Origin of the sequence: Streptomyces sp. NPDC060232 (genome assembly GCF_042726555.1) — a bacterium.
Classification (GTDB): domain Bacteria; phylum Actinomycetota; class Actinomycetes; order Streptomycetales; family Streptomycetaceae; genus Streptomyces.
This window is the reverse complement of the sequence record NZ_JBHXAG010000019.1, coordinates 30853-51158: the sequence shown is the minus strand read 5'-3', so window position 1 is coordinate 51158 and position 20306 is coordinate 30853. Positions and strand designations below refer to the sequence as shown.

Below are 20306 nucleotides of genomic sequence, written 5' to 3'. Positions count from 1 at the left end.
GTTCCGCGGGAGCGGGGGTCTCGTCCTGAGCCTGCGGCTCGGCGGCTTCGGGCTCCGCAGGAGCGGCAGCCTCCGGCTCGGCTTCCACCTGCTCCGCCGTGGCGGCCGGGGCCTCGGTGGCAGCCTGCTCGGTGGCCGTGGCCGCGTCCGCGGCCGGCGGCTCGGCCGTGACGGTGGCTTCGGCCTGCTCCGCAGGGGTGGGGGTCTCCGGCTCGGCAGGAGCAGCAGCTTCCGCCTCCGGCGATGCGGCCTCCGGCTCGGCGGCACCGGCCTGTTCCGCGGGAGCGGGGGTCTCGTCCTGAGCCTGCGGCTCGGCGGTTTCCGCCTCCGGCGCGTCGGCGGTGACCTGCTCCGCAGCCGGTTCGGTGCCCTGTGCGGGCTCCTCGGGGGCGGGAGTCTCTGCCTGGACAGCGTCGGCCTGCGGTGCGGCCTCGGCGGGCTGTTCCGCGGGAGCGGGGGTCTCGTCCTGAGCCTGCGGCTCGGCGGCTTCGGGCTCCGCAGGAGCGGCAGCCTCCGGCTCGGCTTCCACCTGCTCCGCGGTGGCGGCCGGGGCCTCGGTGGCAGCCTGCTCGGCAGCGGCGGTAGGAGCGGGGGTCTCCGGCTCCGCAGGAGCAGCAGTTTCCGTCTGCGGCGATGCAGGCTCCGCGGGAGCGGGGGCCTTCGCCTCGGCGGCAGCCGGCTCGGCCTGCTCCGCAGGAGCGGGGATGGTCGGGTCGGGCTTCGCCGCAGGCGATCCCGCAGGCGATCCCGCAGGCGAGGGGCGGCGGGCCTCCGGGACCGTGGGGTCGGCGGCCGGTGCGGGGGCCGTCAGGACCGTGCCCGCCTCGCGGTCCCGCGTGGTCTGCGGAGGAACCGTCGGATTGTCGAAGGACGCCGCCACGAGTTCGGCGGCGGCGTCCAGGGGGTTGCGTTCCGCCTGGTTCGGTACAGCCGCCGAGGTGGCGTCCGAAGTTTCCGGAACCGGTTCCGCAGACCGTCCGAACACCTTGCGCAACAAGCTCCGAATACCCATGGGCCAGGCCTTTCGCATGAGTGCGTGCGTCATTTGTCCGTGCTGCGCGGTTGATCCCTGCCCAGAGTGGACACGTAAGGTTATCGGCCGCCCGGCTGGATCTTCGGCAGGGGCGCCTTTCGTGGCGCCCGGCTCCCAGAGGTGATCACGCCGTTCCCGAACTGCCGCTCCGACGTGCCGGGTTCACTCACCGTTCATCCCTGCGCCGCCGCTTCGGCGCAACCCGGGCCTACCGTCGCGGCTGGATTGTTCCGACACGTTGTCGGCGGCCACGCAGCTACTCGGAGGACACTCGTGCGCAAGCTTCTGCCGTTCATCGGCAACCCGCATGGGAGCGGCCGTTCCGCTCTCACCTGTCGTTACCGCTGTGGCGACGCCTGCTTCCACGAGGTGCCGAACACAAGCGACAACGAGTACGCGGGCGATGTCATAGCCCGCGCCTACTCCCGCCGCTCGATGCTGCGCTCCGCCGCCGTCGTGACGGTCGCCACCGCAGCCGGCTCCGCCGTCGCGCTCAGCGGCCCGGGGCAGATCGCCAACGCGGCGCCCGCCGCCGAGGCCTCCGGCGCCGGCAAGGTCGGCAAGGGCGGCGAGGCCGCCCGCGGCCTGCGCTTCAAGGCCGTCGCGCCGAACACCGACGACAAGGTCACCATCCCCGAGGGCCACGAGCAGAACGTGGTCATCCGCTGGGGTGACCCGATCATCAAGGGCGCCCCCGGCTTCAACGCCGACAAGCAGACCGCCGCGGCGCAGGCCGGTCAGTTCGGCTACAACAACGACTTCCTGAGCCTCCTCCCGCTCGGCGGAGACTACGAGCGCCAGCAGTTGCTCGTGGCCAACCACGAGTACACGGACGAAGTCCTGATGTTCAAGGCGTACGACCCGGCCAACCCGACCCGCGAGCAGGTCGAGATCGCCTGGGCCGCGCACGGCCTGTCCGTGGTCGTCGTCCAGGAGGACCACCGCAGCGGCAAGCTGACCGCGGTCTCCCGCCACCACCTCAACCGCCGCCTGACGGCCACCAGCGAGTTCCGGATGACCGGTCCCGCCGCGGGCGGCGCCCTGCTGAAGACCTCCGCCGACCCCACCGGCACCAAGGTGCTCGGCACCCTCAACAACTGCGCAGGCGGCACCACCCCGTGGGGGACCACCCTCCACGGCGAGGAGAACTTCAACCAGTACTTCGGCAACGCCGGCCAGGTCACCGACCCCACCGCCGCCGCCCGCCTGAAGCGCTACGGTGTGACCGCCGGGGCCACCGAGCGCAAGTGGGAGCGTTTCGACAAGCGCTTCGACGTCGCCCGGGAGCCCAACGAGTCCCACCGCCACGGCTGGGTCGTCGAGCTGGACCCCTACGACCCGAACTCCGTGCCGCGCAAGCGCACCGCGCTGGGCCGCTTCAAGCACGAGGCCGCGGCGCCCCGTCTGACCGAGGACGGACGTCCGGTCGTCTACATGGGCGACGACGAGCGCTTCGACTACTTCTACAAGTTCGTCTCGTCGAAGCGGATGAAAAAGGGCAATTCCCGTGCGGCGAAGGAGCACAACCTCACGCTGCTCGACGAGGGCACCCTCTATGTCGCCAAACTCACCGGCGACTCCCCGGCCACCGAGCTCGACGGCACCGGCAAGCTCCCCTCCGACGGCGAGTTCGACGGCTCCGGCGTCTGGATCAAGCTCGCCACCGGCAACGTCTCGCACGTCGAGGGAATGACCGCCGAGGAGGTGTACGTCTTGACGCGGCAGGCCGCCGACAAGGTGGGCGCCACCAAGATGGACCGCCCCGAGGACGTCGAGCCCTCCCCGCGCACCGGCCGCGTCTACGTCGCGCTGACCAACAACACGGACCGCGGCAAGCCCGGCAAGGCGGAGGGGGCGACCGAGGCCAATCCGCGCAACCTGAACAAGCACGGCCAGATCCTGGAGCTCGCCGAGAACTTCGACGACCCGGCCGGCGACGGCTTCGCCTGGCGGCTCTTCCTGGTCGCCGGCGACCCGAACGACCCGGCGACCTACTTCGCGGGCTTCCCGAAGGACAAGGTCAGCCCGATCTCCTGCCCGGACAATGTGGCCTTCGACCCGCACGGCAACCTGTGGATCTCCACCGACGGCAACCAGCTCGGCTCCCACGACGGCCTGTTCGGCGTCGCGACCAGCGGTGAGCGCCGCGGTGAGCTCAAGCAGTTCCTGACCGTGCCGCGTGGCGCCGAGACCTGCGGCCCGATCATTCAGGACAAGCGCGTCCTGGTGGCCGTCCAGCACCCGGGCGAGATCGACGGCGCGTCCGTGGAGAAGCCGCAGTCGGTGTGGCCCGACGGCCCCGGCAAGATCGTCCGCCCGGCCGTCGTCTCGGTCTGGCGCAAGGACGGCAAGAACATCGGCGTCTGATCCCTGCGCCGGGCAGATGTTTCACGTGAAACACCATCACCGCGCGTGTGGAACGCCTGCCCGGCGCGTCAACTTCCCCCCGGCAGACGCCCGACGGGAAGCCTGAGCGTCGTCAACGCGCCCCCGTCCGGGGCGTTGGCGAAGATCAGCGCGATCTCCAGGACCGCCGCCTGTCCTGCCGCGATCGTCAGCCCCAGTCCGTGGCCGCGCCCCCGTCCGGGGTCTCCGGTGCGGAAGCGCTGCGGGCCCTGCTCGATCAGTTCGGGCGGATAGCCGGGCCCGTGGTCGCGGACCGTCACCACCGGGCCCTCCACGGTCACCTCGATCGGCGGCCGGCCGTGTTTGTGGGCGTTGCCCAGCAGGTTCGTCAGGATCCGGTCCAGGCGCCGCCGGTCGGTGAGCACCGCCGCGTCGCGGATCACCCGTACCGAGACGGCGGGCCCGGCTCCGGCGACGGCCCGCTCCACCGCCCGGCCCAGTTCCACCAGGGCGAGGTCGGCCCGCTCCACGCCCGATTCCAGCCGGGAGATCTCCAGCAGGTCCTCGGTCAGCAGGTGCAGGGCCTTCAGCCGGTCGTTGATCATTTCCTTGGGGCGGCCCTCCGGCAGCAGCGCCGCCGCGGCCAGCGAGCCGGTGAGCGGTGTCCGCAGCTCGTGCGCCACGTCCGCCGTGAAGCGCTTCTCGGCCTCCAGCCGTTCCTGGAGGGACCCGGCCATCAAGTCCAGTGCCTGCGCCACGTCCCGTACCTCGTCCCGGTCCCGGGAGCGGCGGCCCTGCCGCCGCTCGGCCGCGCGGGAGGGGAAGTCCACCCGGGCGTCCAGGTCCCCGGCGCTGATCCGGCGGGCCACGGCGGCGGTGGTCGCGAGGCGCCGGCTGATCCGGTCGGCGAGGAAGAGCCCGGCCAGCGCCACCACCCCGGCGGCCAGCGCGGCGGAGGCGAGGATCGCGGTGTCGATGTCCCGCAGCCGCTCGCGGGTGCCCTGGAACGGGATCCACACGGCGAGGGCCTGCTGGTCGGCCGGAGCCGCGGCCCACATCACGGGCTTGCCGTCGAACGAGCCGACCATGCTGCCGGTGTCGCCGCGGGCGACCAGGTCGCGCAGCGGGCGGGGCAGTTGGGGCGGGGCGAGGACGACGTTCACGTCGCCGTGCGTGGTGCCGTACTCGTAGTGGCTGAGGGCGTGCTCCAGGGCCGTGTCCGCATCCTTGCGGACCTCGCCGACGATCTGCCGGGAGACCACGTTGTGCACCAGGATCCCGAGTGCCGCGGCCACCATGCAGCACACCGCCGTGGTGGTCAGCGCGATCTTCCAGCGCAGGCTGCTCAGCGCGTGCATCGCCGCGCGTCCGGGCTGAGCGGGACGCCGGTGAGGGACGCGCAGTCGTCGAGCGTGAGCTGGCTGAGGTTCATGATCCCGGCCTTGGGGTCCCACACGTAGTCGAAGACGGCGAAGTAGGCGGGGTTCGAGGTGGGTTCGCGGACGGCCAGGTGTTCCGCGGCCACCTCCACTCCCTCCAGCACTGCCCGGCGGGACAGGATCCGGGCGATCCGCCCGTCGGCCTGGACGGTGTAGACGCGCAGTTCGCTGAGCCGGCCGTCGAGGTCCAGGGCGGTGATCAGCTCCTCCCGGCCGTTGCCCGTCAGGTCGTGGAAGACCGCGGGGCGCACCGGGCAGTCGGGCCCGCCGTCCACAGCCTGTGTGCACCGCGCGAGCCGCTGGGCGGCCCGGGGGTCGACGAGCCGGCCGGTACCGCCGTCCTGTTCCGTGGCGGAGGTGACGTCGGCGCGTAGGACGCTCACCGGGTTCACGCTGCGCACACGCAGGTCGGGCACCTCGGGCAGGCCGGGGACGACGGAGGCCGTGCCCGGCCTCTGGGCCGCGTCGGGCGGGTCGGGGCGGATGTCCTTCCACAGGCGCTGCGGGGCGTGCACCGTGCCCAGGTCGCCCTCGTTCTGGAGTCCTTCCACGTCGGCGCACCCCGCCAGGGCCAGGACGAGGACCAGGGCGGCCGGGGCGCGGTACATGCTCCGATGCTCCCCCGTCCGGCCCGGCCCGGCCCGGTCAGCGCTCCGGCTGGGTGATGGCGCGGGCCGCCGCGAGTTCCTGGTGGACGGGTGCCAGGACGCCCGACTCCTCGCCCGCCGGTTCGCCCTCGCTCCGTACCGGGGTGGTGCTGCTGCGTACGCGGACGGCCAGTTCCCGCAGCTGTCGGGCGATGCCCGCCACCTCCTCGGCGGCCGGGGGCGGGGCGCCGTGGTCGACGCGGACCCGGGCCGCGGTGACCGCGTCGACGATCCGTTCGACGGCGACGACCAGCGGCCACCAGGCGGCCGCCCGGGTGCCGGTCGGCGGCGGCTCGGTCAGCGCCCGCTGGAACTCGCTGCGCACGCCTGACAGGTCGCGGTAGAGCCGCCGCCGGGCCTGGAGGCGGCCGGTCCGCGCCGCCGCTCGCGCCGCGTCGTCCGCGGCCGGCGCGAAGGCCCGTTCCACGTAGCGGGCGGCGTCGTCCACGGTGTCGGCGAGGCGGTCCCCGATCCGGGTGTGCCAGCTCTCGGGCCACAGCAGGTACCCGGCGATCAGGGTGATGGCGCAGCCGATCAGGCTGTCGAGCAGCCGGGGGCGGATCAGGTCGAAGCCCTGGTGGTTGAGCAGGTCCGAGAGCAGCAGGATCACCGGGGTGATCGCGGCGGTCTGGAAGGCGTATCCCTTGGCGGAGAAGACCGGGATCAGCGCCCCGAGCACCATCATCACCGGCACGTCCCACCAGCCGCGCGGTACCTCGGCGAGCACGGCGGCGGCGGTGACCAGCCCGATCGCGGTGCCGAGCGCGCGCAGCAGGGCCCGGGAGAACACCGAGCCGAAGTCCGGTTTGAGGACGAAGGTGACGGTCAGCGCGACCCAGTAGGACCGCTCGATCTCGACCACCGACACGAGGGACTGGGCGAGGCCCACACACAGCGCGAGCCGCAGCCCGTAGCGCCAGGAGGTCTCGGACATCATCATGTCGCGCACCGCCCGGCGGGCGCGCACGCGCAGCGCGGCGGGCCGGCCGAGGCGGTCGTCCACGTTGTGCGGGTCCGGTTCGCGGAGGTGCACGATGGTCGCGGCGTGCCGCAGTGCCGCGTCAAGGGCCCGTTCGGCGGGGGTGCGGGCGACAGGCAGGTCCAGTACGGGCGCCTCGGTGCGGCCCTCCTCGACGACCGCCGCGAGCTCGCGTACGGCCGCGGGGATCTCCGGGGGCAGCGGCCGGCCGCGCAGGTGGGCGGCGGGCGCGGCCTCCACCAGCGGGATCACCACGTTGAGCTGGGCGAGCATGCGGACGAGCGACCGGCTGCGGCCGTGCACCCGGGCCCGGCGGCCCAGGATCAGGTCGTAGGCCTGGTTGAGTTCCTGGGTGACCTGGCGGCGCCGTTCGTCGTAGAGGTCGCTCGGGCCGCCGGCGGCTTCCAGGGTGTCGGCCAGGGCCCGGTAGGCGGCGGCGACCGCGGCCCGTTCGGGCTGGCGTCCGCGCAGGGGCCAGCCCAGCAGGGTCAGGGCGAGGACGAAGAGTCCGCCCGCGGCCAGCAGCAGCGGGGCCGTCCACCAGGGCTGCGGCAGCGGGAGCCCGGCGCCGACCACGGCGTCGAGCAGGAGCAGCAGTCCGGACACGGAGGCGACCGTGCCGATGGAGGAGATCATCCCGGAGACCAGGGCGATGAGGGTGAGTACCCCGACGGCCACCCAGCCGTGGCCGTAGACGAGGGTGCCGAGGGCCACGCCGACCGCGCCGAAGAACTGCGGGACGGCGATGTTGAGGACGCGCATCCGGTAGGCGTCGGCGGTGTCGCCGATGACCCCGGACAGGGCACCCATGGAGGCGAGCGCGCCGTACTCGGGCTCGTTCAGGGCGAAGCCGACGGCGAGCGGGACGGACAGCGCGACCGCCGCTCGCGCCGCGGCGGCCCAGGGGACGGGGGCGGTGGTCGGCTTCAGTCCTTCGAGCAGCCAGGCGGGCGGAGCCAGCGGGTGGTGCCGGGGGCGCCGCGACGATATGTGTTCGGTGCGTTCGGTGCTCATTCCCGCTTCCGTGCCGCCGCTCGCGAATCGGTTCTTCTGGGCTCTTCTGCGCCGTTCTGCGCGTGTTGTACCTTCCGAGCTTATGGGGTGCGGCGTAGTCGTCCCGTCACCCATGCCGCGAGAGCCGCCGCGAGCCCGATCAGCAGCACGACCCAGGCGGTGGTCCGCAGGAACGCGGTGAGGGCGTCGTACACCGCGCCGGCCGCGGCGCGGTCGATGTCGGCGGGCAGGTCGTCCAGCGTGAGGCGGCGGCACACCTCCACCGTGAGCCAGAGCAGCACGGCCCCGACCGCCAGTCCCAGGCCGGTGGCGATCACGGCGCGCTGCCGGCGGACGGCGACCGCGACGGCCGCCACGGCCAGGAGCAGGGTCAGTACGGGGAGCCAGACGCCGGCGATCTCGAGCATGCGGAACCCCTTCCGGAGAGCGCCGAGGTTGTCGTACTCCATGACTTCCACGGACAGCCGGGTCACCGGGATGCGGTCCGCGAAGGGCACCTCGTCGGCCAGGAGTTCGCTCTTGATCTGGGCGACGACGGGCGCGAGGTCGATGGTGACGGCGTTGCCGTGGCCGGTGGTGAGGGCGTCGAGGAAGGCGGCGTGGGCGGCGCGGTTGGCCGCGTCCCAGGCCGTCCGGTAGGCGGCGGTGTCGGCGAAGGAGTGCAGCGCCTCGCCGAGCAGGGAGTCCACTCCCGCCTGGAACGGGCCGGCGTCGATCTGCCCGGTGAGGGCGCGGGCGGTGTGGGTGACGACGACGTCCCGCACGGCCGTGTTCTCGGCGAGGGGTGACATGGCGGCGGTGTAGCGGTCGGCGTCGCCCAGATCGCGGTCGGCCCAGTACGCGACGGCGCTCGCGGGCACGAGGAGGGCCACGAGCACGATGAGTACCGCCGACAGGATGGTGCGCACGTCACCAGGGAAAGCGGGGACGGGCCGGGGCGCGAGCGGTGTTGCTGCGGGCGGGTGGTGGGCTCGGTGACGCCGTGGGATCCTTGCCCTTTCAATTCTGGATATTTAATATCCAGAATTATGAAGATGAGCGAGGGCGTCGAGTGGGCGCTGCACAGCTGCGTCAACCTGGCCTGGAGCGGACCGGACCGGGCGGTGTCGGCGGCGAGGCTCGCCGCGTGGCACGACCTGCCCGCGGCCTACCTCAACAAGCAGCTCCAGGCGCTGGCCCGGGCGGGCATCCTCACCTCCAGCCCCGGCCCGCGCGGCGGCTTCCGGCTCGCGCGCCCGCTCGCCGCCGTCTCGCTCATGGACGTGGTCGCCGCCGTCGAGGGGCCCGAAGAGGCCTTCCGCTGCGCGGAGATCCGCAGGCAGGGACCCGGCGCGGGCGACCCGGCGGCCGAGGGCTCCGACGCCGCCGACTGCGCCATCGCGCACGCCATGACCCGGGCCGAACTGGCCTGGCGCAAGGCGCTCGCGGCCCAGAACCTCGACGAGATCCGGCAGCAGGCCGAACGGCAGGCCCCCCAGGCCCCGCAGCGGCTCCGCGCCTGGCTCGCCGCGCCATAGCGCACGCACGAGCCAGGACAAGCAAGGGCGAACAAAACCACGCACGGGCACGCACGGACACGCACGGACACGCACGGACACGCGAACGGAAGCAGGGAGCTCGGCATGACGCGCAGCATCATCAACCCGGCAGGACTCCACACCCCGACCGGCTACGGCTACAGCCACATCGTCTCCGCCCCCGGCGAACAGGTCTTCATAGCCGGCCAGTACGGCTCCGACGAGAGCGGCCACGTCGTCTCCGACGACTTCGCCGACCAGGTGGAGCGGGCCTTCGCCAACCTCCGCACCGCCCTCGCCGCAGTCGGCCTCGGCCCCGCCGACGTGGTCCGGATCGGTACCTACGTCGTCGGCCACGACCAGCGGAAGCTGGAGGTGCTGCTGGGGCACCTGCACGCCACCTGGGGCACCGAACTTCCCGCGCAGACCCTCATCGGCGTGGCCGCCCTGGCCCTGCCCGGAATGCTCTTCGAGATCGACGCCGTGGCGGTGCGCACGCCCTGACCGCTGATCCACTTGCCGGTCGGTGGCAGCGGGTGTGCCCTGGATGATGGGAGAGAGGAGCCCGTCATGGCACATGCGGCACCCGCTGCCCCCCGGCGGCACCGGCAGATGGCGGACATGACCCACCTGAGCAAGGGCGCCTACGTGAGGCCACTGCTCCTCGGACTCGTCTACGGCGTCTGGTGCGCCTTCATCGAGCGCCAGGAAGGCCCGGTGACGGCGGCCAACGTCTTCTACGGGATCCTGTGCGGCGCGATCTTCGCCGGGATCATGTTCGCCCTGGCCCGGATCGGCCCGCGGATGATGCGCGAGGTCCACGCCACCGCCTACGGAGCCTTCGGCGGCATCGCGGTGGGCTATCTGCACAGCCTCACCGACGAGTCGATCCTGACGTCCGTCGTGATCGGCCTGGCGGTCGCCGTGGGCGTAGGCGCCACCGCCTTCTACCGCTACTACACGCACGAGGACTGAGCGGGGCCGTACGGCCCCGACGCGCAGGGGCGCCGGCTCCCCCGCCCGTGACCGGGGCGGAGGAGCCGGCGCCCTCATGTCTGCCGACAGGTCCTACGCGGCCGGCGTCTGCTGCGGATCACCCTCGTCCTCGGCTGCGGGCGCCGGGGTCTTCGGCGGAGCGCTCGGCTCGGCCTGGCGTACGGGCGGCGCGAAGCGGGAGACCTCGGCGCGAAGCATGGCGTTCAGTGCGGCGTACGGGTCGATGGGCATGGCGGAACCTCACGGTGCTCAGGGGGGTGTGGGGGATGCGCTGGGGACCCGGTCCGCTCAGCAGCGCAGGACCACACTCCGCACCGTCCGCAGGGACAGGGCCGGTTCGGCCGCCGCTCCCGCGCGAGCCCCGCACCCCGGGGCCTCGCCCTGTTTCACGTGAAACAGGGCGAACGGGGTCCGCTGTACGCCGGCGAGCCCGCGCGCGGGTGCCCGTACGGCCGCGCGTGCCTCGGGGTCGGCGGCCGGATCGGTGGAGCCCTCCGTGGGCTCCGAGGGCTCGGCGGGAGCCATGGGCTCCATGGGTGCCGAGGAGGCCGGGCGGTGCTCCGCGGCGACCGCGCCGGCCGGACCGGCACCGAAGACGCACAGCAGCACGACGCAGGTCGCGGTGAGCGCCCTTGTCAGTGCCGCGCGTGCGTGTCGCCTCCAGGTCATGCGAGGGGTCTGCCCCGCCACGCCGGACGGCTCCCGGACGCACCGCCAGAAGCCCCCGACCGGGGGACGAAGACACACCACACGGCTGACAGGCCGCCAGGCGTCAACTGCTGCTGCGGTGCCCGGTCAGCCGGGCCAGCACGGCGGTCTCGCCGCCGATCACGCGCAGTTGGGCCGGGCCGGGCAGGTCCTCTCGCCCGGAAGTCCTGCCGGGCGAGACCCCCACGACGGTGAACACGGCCGTGCGGCGGTCCGCACGCGGGATCTCGATGGTCCGGCCCCGGCGCAACTCCCCCAGCCGCAGCCCGGTTCCGGTGACCACGGCGGTTCCGGCCGCACCGGGCGCGGGCCCTCCGGAGTCCCAGGAGGCATCCTCGCCCTCGCCGCCGAACGGCACGTCGACGCCCAGGCTCGGGATGCGCAACCGCAGCGGCCGGGCCGCCCGCAGGGGTCCTGAGACCGTCCTCAGCGGCCCGGCGGCGATCCTGCGCGGCCGCGTCACCTCACCGGGGTCGTTCTCGCCGGACTGTTCCAGCTCCCGTACGAGACGGCGGTGACCGGACAGCCCCAACGCCCGGGAGGGCAGTGCATCGTCGGTGGTCGCGGCTGCAGGCGGCGCGGCCCCCTCGGTCCGCTGCAACACCACGACGGTGGTGGCCAGCAGAGCCACCGTCAGAGAGGCGACGACCCACTTGGCGCGGGGCATGGGATTCCCTCCTGTCCGGCTCGTGCGGCCGGGTCATGTGAGCAGTGGACACTTCCTCTGCCCATCGGCACACCGTGAAACACGAGAGACTGACAAGGAGTCACGGGCGTGTCGTCGCACGATCGGGGAGTCTTCGCAGCTCGCCCCGGTCCGGGGCGCCGGCCGCCGGGTTCGGCGCGGGTACGCCCGAACGGGTGAGGGTCCGACGGCGCCGGGGCGGGTCGCGACGGCGCCGTCGGGCCGGTGTGGCGGCGCTCCGCGGCCCCGACCCGCGGGCTCACATGACGACGGCCGCCGTGCCCGCCCCCATGGCCACGGCGGCCAGGTGCACGGCCGGGTGTCCGTAGTCGCCGTACCAGAGGTGGCGGGCCAGGCCACCGAGTGCGGCCAGGCCGGCGATGATGCCGATCTGGCCGAACAGCGTGACGGCGCAGCAGGGGGCCAGGAGCAGCAGGAAGGAATTCAGCCAGAAGGGTGCGGCACCCGTCCAGCCCCGCCATTCCCTGATCGCCGTCGCCATGGATTATCGGCCCTTTCATCGTCAACTTGTCGGCTGCACAGCCTCCTTGGGTGCGCGGGTGGGCACAAGGGTCCGTTCGGCTAGAAAACCGAAGGCCAGGCCGAAAGTAGTCCACAGTGCGGTCTGGATGGCCAGGGACGCCAGGCGGAAGTCCCAGATCAGCGCGGCCGGGAAGCCCGTCGGCACCTCGCCTACGCCGGGCAGGACCGCGTAGGAGATCCCGATGGCGACGACGAAGCCGCCCCCGGCGGCGACCGACGCGTTCCAGCCGCCGAGCCTCGGTGCGAGCCGGCGCCCGAGGATCACCGCGCCCGCCGCCAGCAGCGCGCTCAGCACGATCATCAGGAGGTAGAGGGCGGTCCGCCGGGCGGCCGTGTCGGGATCGCCGACGGCCGGTGGATTGGCGGGGTACTTGAAGAAGGGCACCAGGGTCACGGCGACCCACAGCCCCGCGGTGACCAGTGCCGCCGTGGCCCGCGGGCCGAAGCGGCCGATGCGGCCGAGCGCGAAGCAGTAGGCGAGCGCGGCGATGCCGCCGAGCGCGACCCCGTAGAGCACGACGCCGGTACCGAGACCGGCCGTGGCCTGGAGGGCCCGACTGACCGGGGCCTCCCCGCCGTGGTCGTGTCCGGCCCCGGCGGCGGCCTCTTCGATGGCGATGGCCGCGTCCACCTTGGACTCACCGAGGAGGTACGCGACGAGGAAGGCGGCCACGCCGGCCAGCAGGCCGGCGAGCATGCCCCGGACGAGCAGGGTGCGGGGGGACGGGGATGCGGAGTTCATGGTTCGGTTCCCTTGCCGAGACGGAGGCCGGTGAGCAGGGGAAGCGGATCAGTGGCAGGGGAACCCGAGCAGGTGGCGGCCGTCGTGCAGCCACTCGTGGACGGTCTCGCCCTCGAAGACGGCGGTGGCGCCCTGTTCGGCGCCGACGAAGTAGAGCAGGACCAGCATCAGGATGCCGACGAACACCGCCCAGGGGGCGAGCACGGAGAGCGAGATGGGGGCGATGGCGGGGGCATTCGTCGTGGGTACGGCGGAGTTGGCCATTGCAGAACCTCCAGAGGGAACACGCGTCCCGGTCAGTGGTGCATTCGACGACGGTGGCGGGTCTGACTTGCCTCCCCCTCCGGGAGGATTCACAGTGGCGCGACCGTGCCGGATTCTCACCGGTGCTTCCGCGTCCCGTCGTCATGGACTTGTCTCGTTCGTGACGGTACCGCGCTTAGGCTCCCCTTATGAAGAGTCAGTCGGTGCGCGTCCACCTCGTGCGCCCCCCACTGGACACTGCCGCCCGCCAGGGCCGCTTCGGTCACGCGCGGCCGTGCCCCGGGTACGGGGGCCTGCGCGGTCTGGACACGGGGGAGTGGGCCGGCCGCACCCTGGACGAGGTGGCGGCCGAGGCCCCGGCGGCCCTGCACGCCTGGCTGACCGACCCCGGCTACGCGCCACCGGGCGGCGAGTCCGTGGACGCGCTGATCGCCCGCGTCGGGGCGGAACTGGCCGGCCTGGCCCCGGGCACGCACCGGGCCGAGGTCGAGCAGGCCGTCGTGCGGGCGGCCGTGGTGCACGCCCTGGAGCTCCCGGCGGCGGCCTTCTGGCGCCTCGACGTACGGCCGGACTCGGTGACCACCCTGACCGGGCGGGCCGGGCGCTGGAACCTCCTCGTGGGCCGTCCGCAGGAGGAGCTGCCCGGGGCGTAGCGGGGCAGCCACGAGAACGGGCCCGGACCCCGCGACGCGGTCCGGGCCCGGCTCACGACCGGCGCGGGCTGCCGGACACGCCCTACGCCACGATCCAGTCGGACGTCGCGATCACGGGCTGTACGCCGTCACGGTGGACGGTGCCCTCGATCAGGCCGTACATGCGGTCCGCCGCGAAGTAGACCTCGTTGTCGTTCTCCAGGCCGAAGGGCTCCAGGTCGACGAGGAAGTGGTGCTTGTTGGGCAGGTTGAGCCGTACCTCGTTGACCTTGGGGCAGTGGTCGAGCACGCGCTCGGCCATCTGGTTCAGGGTCTGCTGGAGCGAGTACGAGTACGTCTCCGCGAAGGCCTCCAGCAGGTTCTTGCGGACCTTCTTGTACGCCTGGTCCCAGTCGTGGCCGGGGTCGTCGGCGGCCAGCGCCGAGTGCGCCCACCGCGCGGTGACCTTGGTCGCCAGGATGCGGTCGTACGCCTCCTTGAGCGTCGTGTACGCGTCCTTGACGTACCCGTGGAACTCGGAGTTCGTCGAGTTCATCACCGTGAGGTCCTTCAGACCCGAGATGACCTGCAGGCCCGTCGTCTCGCTGTAGGTGATCTGCGCGGTGCGCACCTCCTGGCCCTTGAGGACGAAGGAGTGCTGCTCCTTGCGCGTGGGGACCGGGGTGCGCTCCCAGGCGAACTCCTCGATGCGGATCTGGGCCTCGCGGATCGGCCGCTGCGAGGTGACGAAGTGCTTGGCGAGCAGGATGCCGAAGGCCTCCGGGGACTCGATGCCGTGCTCCTTGCCGAAGGCGTACACCGTGTTCTTGGTGGTGTCGGTCGGCAGGCAGTTGGCGTTGTCGCCGGTGAGGTGGACGTCGCGGAACTCACCGCGGAGCGCGACCGAGACGTTGAGGTCGCGGATCTCGTGCCAGGAGCCGTCGTTGCCCTTGCGGGTGACCTTCACGATGCGGTTCTCGGCCTTGCCGTACTGGTTCTGTGCCAGGACGTGCTTGCTCATGCTGTCTTCCTTCGGGTACTCGGGAACACGGAGTCCGTACTTCTGGATCCCGTACGCCCGGCGTCCAGCGGTCGTCCCGCTCCCCGCCGTTCGGCCCCGAGGGGCCGCCCCGGGACTGACGTGCATCCCGGTCCGTAGGTGCTCGGCCTGTTCTGGCATGGGTGGCCTGCACGGATTGCAGCATGCGCACGGCGGGATGACCACCGCACGGATCCTCCGAACACCGGCACCAGCGGATTGGGCGACCCCACAGATGTGCAGGTCAGGCGGTGTGCGCGTCGGCCACCGTGAGGGCCTCGTCCAGGATCCGCAGACCCTTCTCCACGTCCTGCGGCGAGATGTTGCAGGACGGGGCGATGTGGATCCGGTTGCCCGCGACGAGCGGCCAGAGCCCGCCCTTCTTGCAGGCGGCTGCGAACTCCGCCATCGGCGCGTTGTCCGCCCCGGCGGCGTTGTACGGGACCAGCGGCTCGCGCGTCTGCCTGCTGCGGACGAGTTCGAGCGCCCAGAACGTGCCGAGGCCGCGGACCTCCCCGACCGAGGGGTGGCGTTCGGCGAGCGCCCGCAGGCCGGGGCCGAGGAGTTCGGCGCCGGTGCGCGCGGACTGTTCGACGACGCCCTCCTCCTCCATGACGTTGATCGTGGCGACGGCGGCCGCGCAGGCCAGCACGTGCCCGGAGTACGTCAGCCCGCCCGGGTAGGGCCGGCGGGCGAAGGTCTCGGCGATGGCCGCCGAGACGGCCACACCGCCGAGCGGCACGTAGCCGCTGGTCACCCCCTTGGCGAAGCAGATCAGGTCGGGGGTGACGTCCCAGTGCTCGGAGGCGAACCACTTACCGGTGCGCCCGAAGCCGACCATGATCTCGTCGAGGACGAAGACGATGCCGTAGCGGTCGCAGAGCGCGCGCACCCCGGCCAGGTAGCCGTCGGGGTGCACGAGGACGCCGGGGGCACCGCCGACGGTCTCCAGGATGATCGCGGCGATGGACTGCGGGCCCTCGAAGACGATGGTGTCCTCCAGGTGGCGCAGGGCCCGCTCGCACTCCTCGCCCTCCGTCGCCGCGTAGAAGGGCGAGCGGTAGGCGAAGGGCCCCCAGAAGTGCACGACGCCGGCGGTCGCGGAGTCGTTGCCGAAGCGGCGGGCGTCGCCGGTCAGGTTGATCGCGGTGGAGGTGGCACCGTGGTACGACCGGTACGCGGACAGCACCTTGGGGCGCCCGGTGTGCAGCCGCGCCATGCGGACGGCGTTCTCCACGGCCTCGGCGCCGGCGTTGGTGAAGAAGATCTTGTCGAGGTCGCCCGGGGTGCGCTCGGCGATCAGCCTGGCCGCCTCGGAACGCGCGTCGACGGCGAAGCCGGGCGCGACGGTGCACAGCCTGGCCGCCTGCTCCTGGATGGCCGCGGTGACCTTGGGGTGCTGATAGCCGATGTTGGTGTAGACCAGGGCGCTGGAGAAGTCGAGGTAGCGGTTGCCCTGGTAGTCCCAGAAATACGACCCTTCGGCGCCGGCCACGGCGAGCGGATCGATGAGTTCCTGCGCCGACCAGGAGTGGAAGACGTGCTTCCGGTCAGCGTCTTTCACGGTCGTGAGGGCGTCGGCTTCTGCGTTCATAAAGCGAGGGTAATCGTCCAGGATATGGACAGGGCGGGGGTGGACCGGAGCCCTCTCCCGCGGGGCGGCTCGGCGGTATCCCGTCATTCGGCCGGTCGGCGATGCCGCACCGGACGCCGATCCGATCGGGCGGTGCGTGCATTCAGGTAAGTCGTCACGACTCGGCGGAGGGCAATTCCGGGCGCGTGCGCCTGGCGCAGCCCTGTCAGTGGCCGGCCGGTCCGGGACGGCCTCCGCGCGGGCGCGCGGGGCCGTCCGCGGTGTGCGGGCAGGGGTGTGCGGGCAGGGGTGTAGGGGCGGGGTGGCGGCTACTTGTCGGAGTAGCTGAAGTCCCCGACGGTCCAGGCGCTGACGTTGTCGAGGGCGATCCGGTACATCCCGCCGGTCTCGGGGATGCCCACCGGGCCCTGGAGGATGCGCGCCACGTGGAAGTGCAGGTGCGAGGGCGGGCCGCCGGGCTGTCTGGCCGTGCCTTCGGGAGAGCTGAACACCTCGGCGAACGGGCCGAGCTGGTCGGAGTCCCGCAGGACCTCCGCCACGCGCTGGCGCCAGACGCGTTCGGGGGCGAGGCGGCCGGTGATGACGGCGCCGTTCACGACGACCGTCAAGGACATCTGATTGGTCTGTTCCGACTCGACCATGGCGGCGAGGTCGCGGAGCAGGTCGTCAGGGATCGACATGGGCAGGGACTCTAGCAAGCGGGCCCGGCCCCGGGCAGTGCTTCCGGCGCGGCGGCGGCCGATTCCCGCCGGGCGGGCAGACGGGCCCGCGGCCCGCACGCAGTGGGTGCGGGCCGCGGGCCCGTTCGTTCACGCGCCGGCACCGGTTGTCAGGGCTGGCGCGGCGACCGCCTCAGAGTCAGGCGGGAACGATGTTCTCGGCCTGCGGGCCCTTCTGGCCCTGCGTGACGTCGAAGGTGACCTTCTGGCCTTCCTGGAGCTCACGGAAGCCGGACGTGGCGATGTTCGAGTAGTGGGCGAAGACGTCCGCGCCGCCGCCCTCCTGCTCGATGAAGCCGAAACCCTTTTCCGCGTTGAACCACTTCACGGTGCCGGATGCCATGCGAGTTCTCCTTTGGGGCAGTGCCCGGGCCGCACTGTGCGGACCCGGCGTCGACGAGATGATTGCCCCGACCGGAAATCTGAACCGGAAATGAAAAGTGCACCCACCGGAACATCAGGTGAGAGCACTTGTAAGCTTTTTGGGGACCACAACCGCAACTGGCGTCACCGTAGCACAAGGGAAACGGGTGGGCCGGGAAGGTCTTTCCGTTCTGATAGCGCCGCGTCGCGATATCGGATACCCGGTTATTAAATCCTATGAACGCGCCGTCGGCTTTCGGGTGGTCCTCAGGCCGCACAGCCCCCATCAGGCCCCTCATCAGCCTCTCAGGCGCCGATGCGGACCAGTGCGAGCGTGATGTTGTCGGGACCTCCCGCGTCGATCGCGGCCTTCCACAGCTCGAACGCCGCCCTGCCGTCGTCGTGCACCCGCAGCAGTTCCTCGATCGCGTCGTCCGGCACGGGATCGGTCAGCCCGTCGCTGCACACCAGGTACCGGTCGCCCTCGGCCAGCGGGAAGGTCTCGATGTGCGGGGTGACGGCACTGTGCCTGCGGCTGCCGCCGAGCACCTGCGTGACGGCGGAGGTGGTGCGGTGCCCGGGCGCCGGGGGCGGGCTGTCGTCCACGCTCACCTGGCGCAGGCCGTCGCGCGCCGCGTGGAACACCTTGCTGTCGCCCACGTTGAAGGCCAGCAGCGACTCGGCCAGGAGGAGGGCGCCCGCGACCGTGGTCCCCATGGCGGTCAGGTCCGGCCGGCCGTCGGCGGCCGAGTACACCGCGTCGTTGCAGAGGTCCAGGGCGCCGGCGACGGCCTCCGCACAGTCCAGTGAGGGGCCGAGCGAGGACAGCTGGCGCACCACGAGCTCGCTGGCCACCTCCCCGGCCGGCTGCCCGCCGAGCCCGTCGGCGATCGCGACGACGAGCGGTCTGCCGAAGGGGAAGACCAGCGTCTGGGGGTTCTGGGTCACGGTCCCGCACAGGGTCCACGGCCCGATGACGAGGCTGTCCTCGTTGTGCTCGCGGACCAGCCCGACATGGCTCAGGGCGGTCACAGCTATGTATGTCACCTCGACGTCCCGCCTCTCCGTGAAGGCACCGGCAGACGCGTACTCGCCACCATTGTCGCGCCGCTCCGGCATGCGCGGCGCGGCCTGCCGGAGCACGCTGGTCGTGGAGCCGCCTGTCCCCCGACGGCGGCCCGGTCAAGGAAGGACTGCCGTTGATGTTCGCGAGGCTGAGCACCTACCAGGGATCACCCGTCCCCGCGGAGGGAGACCTGGGCGCGCATTCGGAGGAGATCGTCCGGCAGGTGCAGGACGCGCCCGGTTTCCGGGGGGTCTACTACCTGGTCGACCGGGCCACCGGAGAGGCGAAGTCGCTGACCCTGTGGGAGGACGAGCAGAGCATGCGGGACAGCGAGGAACTCGCCCACCGGATCCGCGAGGAGACCGCCCGGCGGGAGGGTCAGCAGGTCGTCACGGTCGAGCATTTCGAGGTGGGCTTCAGCCACCTGGGGCCCTAGGGGCAGCACCCGGCGCACGCGGTTCGGCGCGGCGTGGGAGCGAGGCACGAGCGACGAGGAGCGATGGTCATGGGCAATCTCGCGATCGACCAGCTGCGGGAACGGGTACGCGGGGCGGTCGTCGCCCCCGGCGACGCCGCCTACGAGGAGGCGCGCGCGGTCCACAACGCCATGATCGACCGGAGGCCGGCCGTCGTCGTGCGCTGCGCCAACGCCGGTGACGTCATGGCCGCGGTCGACTTCGCGCGGGAGAACGCGCTGGACCTCGCGGTCCGCGGCGGCGGGCACAGCGTGCCCGGCTTCGGCACCTGCGACGACGGGGTCGTCGCCGACCTGTCGGGGATGCGCGGGGTACGCGTCGACGCCGCGCGCCGCACGGCGCGTGCGGAGGGCGGCGCCACCTGGGGCGACCTCAACGCGGCGACCTACGCCTACGGGCTGGCCACCACCGGCGGGATCATATCCACCACCGGCATCGGCGGTCTCACCCTCGGCGGCGGCATCGGCTACCTGTGCCGCGGACTGGGTCTGAGCTGCGACAACCTGATCTCGGCCGATGTGGTGACGGCGGACGGCCGGATCCTCGTGGCGAGCGAGGAGGAGAACCCGGACCTCTTCTGGGCGCTGCGCGGCGGCGGCGGGAACTTCGGTGCGGTGACCTCCTTCGCATACCGGCTCAGCCCGGTCAAGGACATCTACGGCGGCCCGATGCTCTTCGAGCTGGACGACGCGGCCACCGTGCTGAGGTCCTTCGCCGACTACATCGCCGACGCCCCGGAGCAGCTCGGCGGCTTCCCGGCCTTCCAGCTGGCCCCGCCGCTGCCGTTCATCCCGGCGGACCGGCACGGCGATCCGTTCGCCCTGATCGTGGGCTGCTGGGCCGGGCCGCTCGACGAGGGCGAGAAGGCCTTCCGGGCCTTCCACGACTTCGCCCCGGTGGTCGCGGAGCACGTCGGCCCCATGCCGTATCCGGCGCTCAACAGTGCCTTCGACGCTCTGGTGCCGCCCGGCCTCCAGCACTACTGGAAGGCCAACTTCGTGACCGAGCTGAGCGACTCCGCGATCGAGGCGCACCTGGTGCACGGCCCGAGGCTGCCCGCCGTCAACTCGACGGTCCACATCTACCCGATCAACGGCGCCTGCCACCGCGTGGGGCCGCAGGAGACGGCCTTCGCCTACCGCGACGCCTCGTTCGCCACCGTCATCGCGGGAATGTGGCCGGACCCCGCGGACAACGAGGCGAACACCGCCTGGGTCCGCGACTACTACGAGGCCACCGCACCCCACTCGGAGGAGGGCGGCTACATCAACTTCATGGCCGAGGACGACCAGAGCCGGATCAGGGCCAACTACAAGGGGAACTACGACCGTCTGGCCGAGGTCAAGCGGACCTACGACCCGGACAACCTCTTCCACCTGAACCAGAACATCCAGCCCGCCGCCTGAGGGGTCTGCGGCCGGCGCGGCCGGTGGCGCGGCGGTTGGCGGGACCGGTGGTGGGCGGTGGCGGGGCGAATCGGCGGGAATGCGGAGTGTGTCCGCTT

The 20306-nt window shown here is 72.2% G+C and carries 22 protein-coding genes and 1 pseudogene; 7 read left to right on the top strand and 16 right to left on the bottom strand.

Annotated features, from left to right (window positions below; translation table 11 throughout):
- Positions 1–880, bottom strand: a pseudogene (locus tag ACFWFZ_RS25210) (hypothetical protein); the annotation flags it as partial.
- Positions 881–1306: 426 nt separating this feature from the next.
- Between ACFWFZ_RS25210 and ACFWFZ_RS25205 the strand changes: the two are divergent.
- Positions 1307–3400, top strand: a complete 2094-nt coding sequence (locus tag ACFWFZ_RS25205) for a PhoX family protein (RefSeq protein ID WP_387125210.1) — start codon at positions 1307–1309, stop codon at positions 3398–3400.
- Between the two features lie 68 nt (positions 3401–3468).
- Here ACFWFZ_RS25205 and ACFWFZ_RS25200 read toward each other — a convergent pair whose 3' ends face one another.
- The 4 genes from ACFWFZ_RS25200 to ACFWFZ_RS25185 all read right to left on the bottom strand — a co-directional run bounded on the left by ACFWFZ_RS25200 (position 3469) and on the right by ACFWFZ_RS25185 (position 8366).
- Complete coding sequence (locus ACFWFZ_RS25200) at positions 3469–4737, bottom strand: sensor histidine kinase (protein ID WP_387125208.1); 1269 nt, start codon at positions 4735–4737, stop codon at positions 3469–3471.
- Positions 4725–5426, bottom strand: a complete 702-nt coding sequence (locus ACFWFZ_RS25195) for a hypothetical protein (RefSeq protein ID WP_387125206.1) — start codon at positions 5424–5426, stop codon at positions 4725–4727. Before ACFWFZ_RS25195 ends, ACFWFZ_RS25200 begins: the two co-directional genes overlap by 13 nt.
- Before the next feature lie 37 nt (positions 5427–5463).
- The gene (locus ACFWFZ_RS25190; RefSeq protein WP_387125204.1) at positions 5464–7458 is read right to left on the bottom strand and encodes an FUSC family protein; all 1995 of its coding nucleotides are present in this window, start codon (positions 7456–7458) and stop codon (positions 5464–5466) included.
- Between the two features lie 80 nt (positions 7459–7538).
- On the bottom strand, positions 7539–8366 hold the full coding sequence (locus ACFWFZ_RS25185) for a hypothetical protein (protein ID WP_387125202.1): 828 nt from the start codon (positions 8364–8366) through the stop codon (positions 7539–7541).
- A gap of 126 nt (positions 8367–8492) precedes the next feature.
- On the opposite strand from ACFWFZ_RS25185, the gene ACFWFZ_RS25180 reads away from it, so the two are divergent.
- The 3 genes from ACFWFZ_RS25180 (at position 8493) to ACFWFZ_RS25170 (ending at position 9950) form a co-directional block, all read left to right on the top strand.
- Positions 8493–8975: an RrF2 family transcriptional regulator gene (locus ACFWFZ_RS25180; RefSeq protein ID WP_387125200.1), complete on the top strand. Its 483-nt coding sequence runs from the start codon at positions 8493–8495 to the stop codon at positions 8973–8975.
- Between the two features lie 105 nt (positions 8976–9080).
- Entirely contained in the window at positions 9081–9479 is a 399-nt protein-coding gene (locus ACFWFZ_RS25175) for a RidA family protein (protein WP_387125198.1), read from the top strand.
- Positions 9480–9545: 66 nt separating this feature from the next.
- Positions 9546–9950 carry a hypothetical protein gene (locus tag ACFWFZ_RS25170; protein WP_387125196.1) on the top strand — a complete coding sequence of 135 codons (405 nt, stop codon included), beginning with the start codon at positions 9546–9548 and terminating at the stop codon, positions 9948–9950.
- Positions 9951–10043: 93 nt separating this feature from the next.
- Here ACFWFZ_RS25170 and ACFWFZ_RS25165 read toward each other — a convergent pair whose 3' ends face one another.
- The 6 genes from ACFWFZ_RS25165 to ACFWFZ_RS25140 form a co-directional block, all read right to left on the bottom strand.
- Positions 10044–10202: a hypothetical protein gene (locus ACFWFZ_RS25165; protein WP_387125194.1), complete on the bottom strand. Its 159-nt coding sequence runs from the start codon at positions 10200–10202 to the stop codon at positions 10044–10046.
- A 57-nt stretch (positions 10203–10259) separates the two neighbouring features.
- Positions 10260–10640, bottom strand: coding sequence for a hypothetical protein (locus ACFWFZ_RS25160; protein ID WP_387125192.1), 381 nt, complete (start codon positions 10638–10640; stop codon positions 10260–10262).
- 103 nt (positions 10641–10743) lie between these two features.
- Entirely contained in the window at positions 10744–11346 is a 603-nt protein-coding gene (locus ACFWFZ_RS25155; RefSeq protein WP_387125190.1) for a hypothetical protein, read from the bottom strand.
- 277 nt (positions 11347–11623) lie between these two features.
- The gene (locus ACFWFZ_RS25150) at positions 11624–11866 is read right to left on the bottom strand and encodes a hypothetical protein (protein ID WP_387125188.1); all 243 of its coding nucleotides are present in this window, start codon (positions 11864–11866) and stop codon (positions 11624–11626) included.
- Between the two features lie 21 nt (positions 11867–11887).
- Positions 11888–12649: a CbtA family protein gene (locus ACFWFZ_RS25145; RefSeq protein ID WP_387125186.1), complete on the bottom strand. Its 762-nt coding sequence runs from the start codon at positions 12647–12649 to the stop codon at positions 11888–11890.
- A gap of 48 nt (positions 12650–12697) precedes the next feature.
- Positions 12698–12913, bottom strand: a complete 216-nt coding sequence (locus ACFWFZ_RS25140) for a CbtB-domain containing protein (RefSeq protein WP_387125184.1) — start codon at positions 12911–12913, stop codon at positions 12698–12700.
- 188 nt (positions 12914–13101) lie between these two features.
- Here ACFWFZ_RS25140 and ACFWFZ_RS25135 point away from each other — a divergent pair, with 188 nt between their 5' ends.
- A complete protein-coding gene (locus tag ACFWFZ_RS25135; RefSeq protein WP_387125182.1) occupies positions 13102–13566 on the top strand; it encodes a histidine phosphatase family protein in 465 nt (154 codons plus the stop codon).
- Positions 13567–13648: 82 nt separating this feature from the next.
- Here the strand turns inward: ACFWFZ_RS25135 and pucL are convergent, their stop codons facing one another.
- From pucL to ACFWFZ_RS25110, 5 genes are all read right to left on the bottom strand, one after another.
- Complete coding sequence (gene pucL / locus ACFWFZ_RS25130) at positions 13649–14566, bottom strand: factor-independent urate hydroxylase (protein ID WP_387125180.1); 918 nt, start codon at positions 14564–14566, stop codon at positions 13649–13651.
- A 262-nt stretch (positions 14567–14828) separates the two neighbouring features.
- Positions 14829–16178, bottom strand: a complete 1350-nt coding sequence (locus tag ACFWFZ_RS25125) for an aspartate aminotransferase family protein (protein WP_387125177.1) — start codon at positions 16176–16178, stop codon at positions 14829–14831.
- Between the two features lie 308 nt (positions 16179–16486).
- A complete protein-coding gene (locus ACFWFZ_RS25120) occupies positions 16487–16858 on the bottom strand; it encodes a hypothetical protein (protein ID WP_387125175.1) in 372 nt (123 codons plus the stop codon).
- Between the two features lie 178 nt (positions 16859–17036).
- The gene (locus ACFWFZ_RS25115; protein ID WP_030030412.1) at positions 17037–17240 is read right to left on the bottom strand and encodes a cold-shock protein; all 204 of its coding nucleotides are present in this window, start codon (positions 17238–17240) and stop codon (positions 17037–17039) included.
- Between the two features lie 326 nt (positions 17241–17566).
- A complete protein-coding gene (locus ACFWFZ_RS25110) occupies positions 17567–18307 on the bottom strand; it encodes a PP2C family protein-serine/threonine phosphatase (RefSeq protein WP_387125173.1) in 741 nt (246 codons plus the stop codon).
- 155 nt (positions 18308–18462) lie between these two features.
- On the opposite strand from ACFWFZ_RS25110, the gene ACFWFZ_RS25105 reads away from it, so the two are divergent.
- Positions 18463–18762 (top strand): hypothetical protein, encoded by a 300-nt coding sequence (locus ACFWFZ_RS25105; RefSeq protein ID WP_387125171.1) that lies wholly within the window; start codon positions 18463–18465, stop codon positions 18760–18762.
- A 69-nt stretch (positions 18763–18831) separates the two neighbouring features.
- Positions 18832–20208 (top strand): FAD-binding oxidoreductase, encoded by a 1377-nt coding sequence (locus ACFWFZ_RS25100; RefSeq protein ID WP_387125169.1) that lies wholly within the window; start codon positions 18832–18834, stop codon positions 20206–20208.
- Positions 20209–20306: the final 98 nt, after the last annotated feature.

Bases quoted from the DNA above. Each gene is read 5' to 3' on its own strand.
- ACFWFZ_RS25195 (WP_387125206.1), bottom strand. From the start codon at position 5,426: ATGTACCGCGCCCCGGCCGCCCTGGTCCTCGTCCTGGCCCTGGCGGGG.
- ACFWFZ_RS25140 (WP_387125184.1), bottom strand. From the start codon at position 12,913: ATGGCCAACTCCGCCGTACCCACGACGAATGCCCCCGCCATCGCCCCC.
- ACFWFZ_RS25165 (WP_387125194.1), bottom strand. From the start codon at position 10,202: ATGCCCATCGACCCGTACGCCGCACTGAACGCCATGCTTCGCGCCGAG.
- ACFWFZ_RS25160 (WP_387125192.1), bottom strand. From the start codon at position 10,640: ATGACCTGGAGGCGACACGCACGCGCGGCACTGACAAGGGCGCTCACC.
- ACFWFZ_RS25180 (WP_387125200.1), top strand. From the start codon at position 8,493: ATGAGCGAGGGCGTCGAGTGGGCGCTGCACAGCTGCGTCAACCTGGCC.
- ACFWFZ_RS25105 (WP_387125171.1), top strand. From the start codon at position 18,463: ATGTTCGCGAGGCTGAGCACCTACCAGGGATCACCCGTCCCCGCGGAG.
- ACFWFZ_RS25100 (WP_387125169.1), top strand. From the start codon at position 18,832: ATGGGCAATCTCGCGATCGACCAGCTGCGGGAACGGGTACGCGGGGCG.
- ACFWFZ_RS25115 (WP_030030412.1), bottom strand. From the start codon at position 17,240: ATGGCATCCGGCACCGTGAAGTGGTTCAACGCGGAAAAGGGTTTCGGC.
- ACFWFZ_RS25150 (WP_387125188.1), bottom strand. From the start codon at position 11,866: ATGGCGACGGCGATCAGGGAATGGCGGGGCTGGACGGGTGCCGCACCC.
- ACFWFZ_RS25135 (WP_387125182.1), top strand. From the start codon at position 13,102: ATGAAGAGTCAGTCGGTGCGCGTCCACCTCGTGCGCCCCCCACTGGAC.
- ACFWFZ_RS25155 (WP_387125190.1), bottom strand. From the start codon at position 11,346: ATGCCCCGCGCCAAGTGGGTCGTCGCCTCTCTGACGGTGGCTCTGCTG.
- ACFWFZ_RS25145 (WP_387125186.1), bottom strand. From the start codon at position 12,649: ATGAACTCCGCATCCCCGTCCCCCCGCACCCTGCTCGTCCGGGGCATG.
- ACFWFZ_RS25125 (WP_387125177.1), bottom strand. From the start codon at position 16,178: ATGAACGCAGAAGCCGACGCCCTCACGACCGTGAAAGACGCTGACCGG.
- ACFWFZ_RS25170 (WP_387125196.1), top strand. From the start codon at position 9,546: ATGGCACATGCGGCACCCGCTGCCCCCCGGCGGCACCGGCAGATGGCG.
- ACFWFZ_RS25120 (WP_387125175.1), bottom strand. From the start codon at position 16,858: ATGTCGATCCCTGACGACCTGCTCCGCGACCTCGCCGCCATGGTCGAG.
- ACFWFZ_RS25190 (WP_387125204.1), bottom strand. From the start codon at position 7,458: ATGAGCACCGAACGCACCGAACACATATCGTCGCGGCGCCCCCGGCAC.
- ACFWFZ_RS25200 (WP_387125208.1), bottom strand. From the start codon at position 4,737: ATGCACGCGCTGAGCAGCCTGCGCTGGAAGATCGCGCTGACCACCACG.
- pucL (WP_387125180.1), bottom strand. From the start codon at position 14,566: ATGAGCAAGCACGTCCTGGCACAGAACCAGTACGGCAAGGCCGAGAAC.
- ACFWFZ_RS25175 (WP_387125198.1), top strand. From the start codon at position 9,081: ATGACGCGCAGCATCATCAACCCGGCAGGACTCCACACCCCGACCGGC.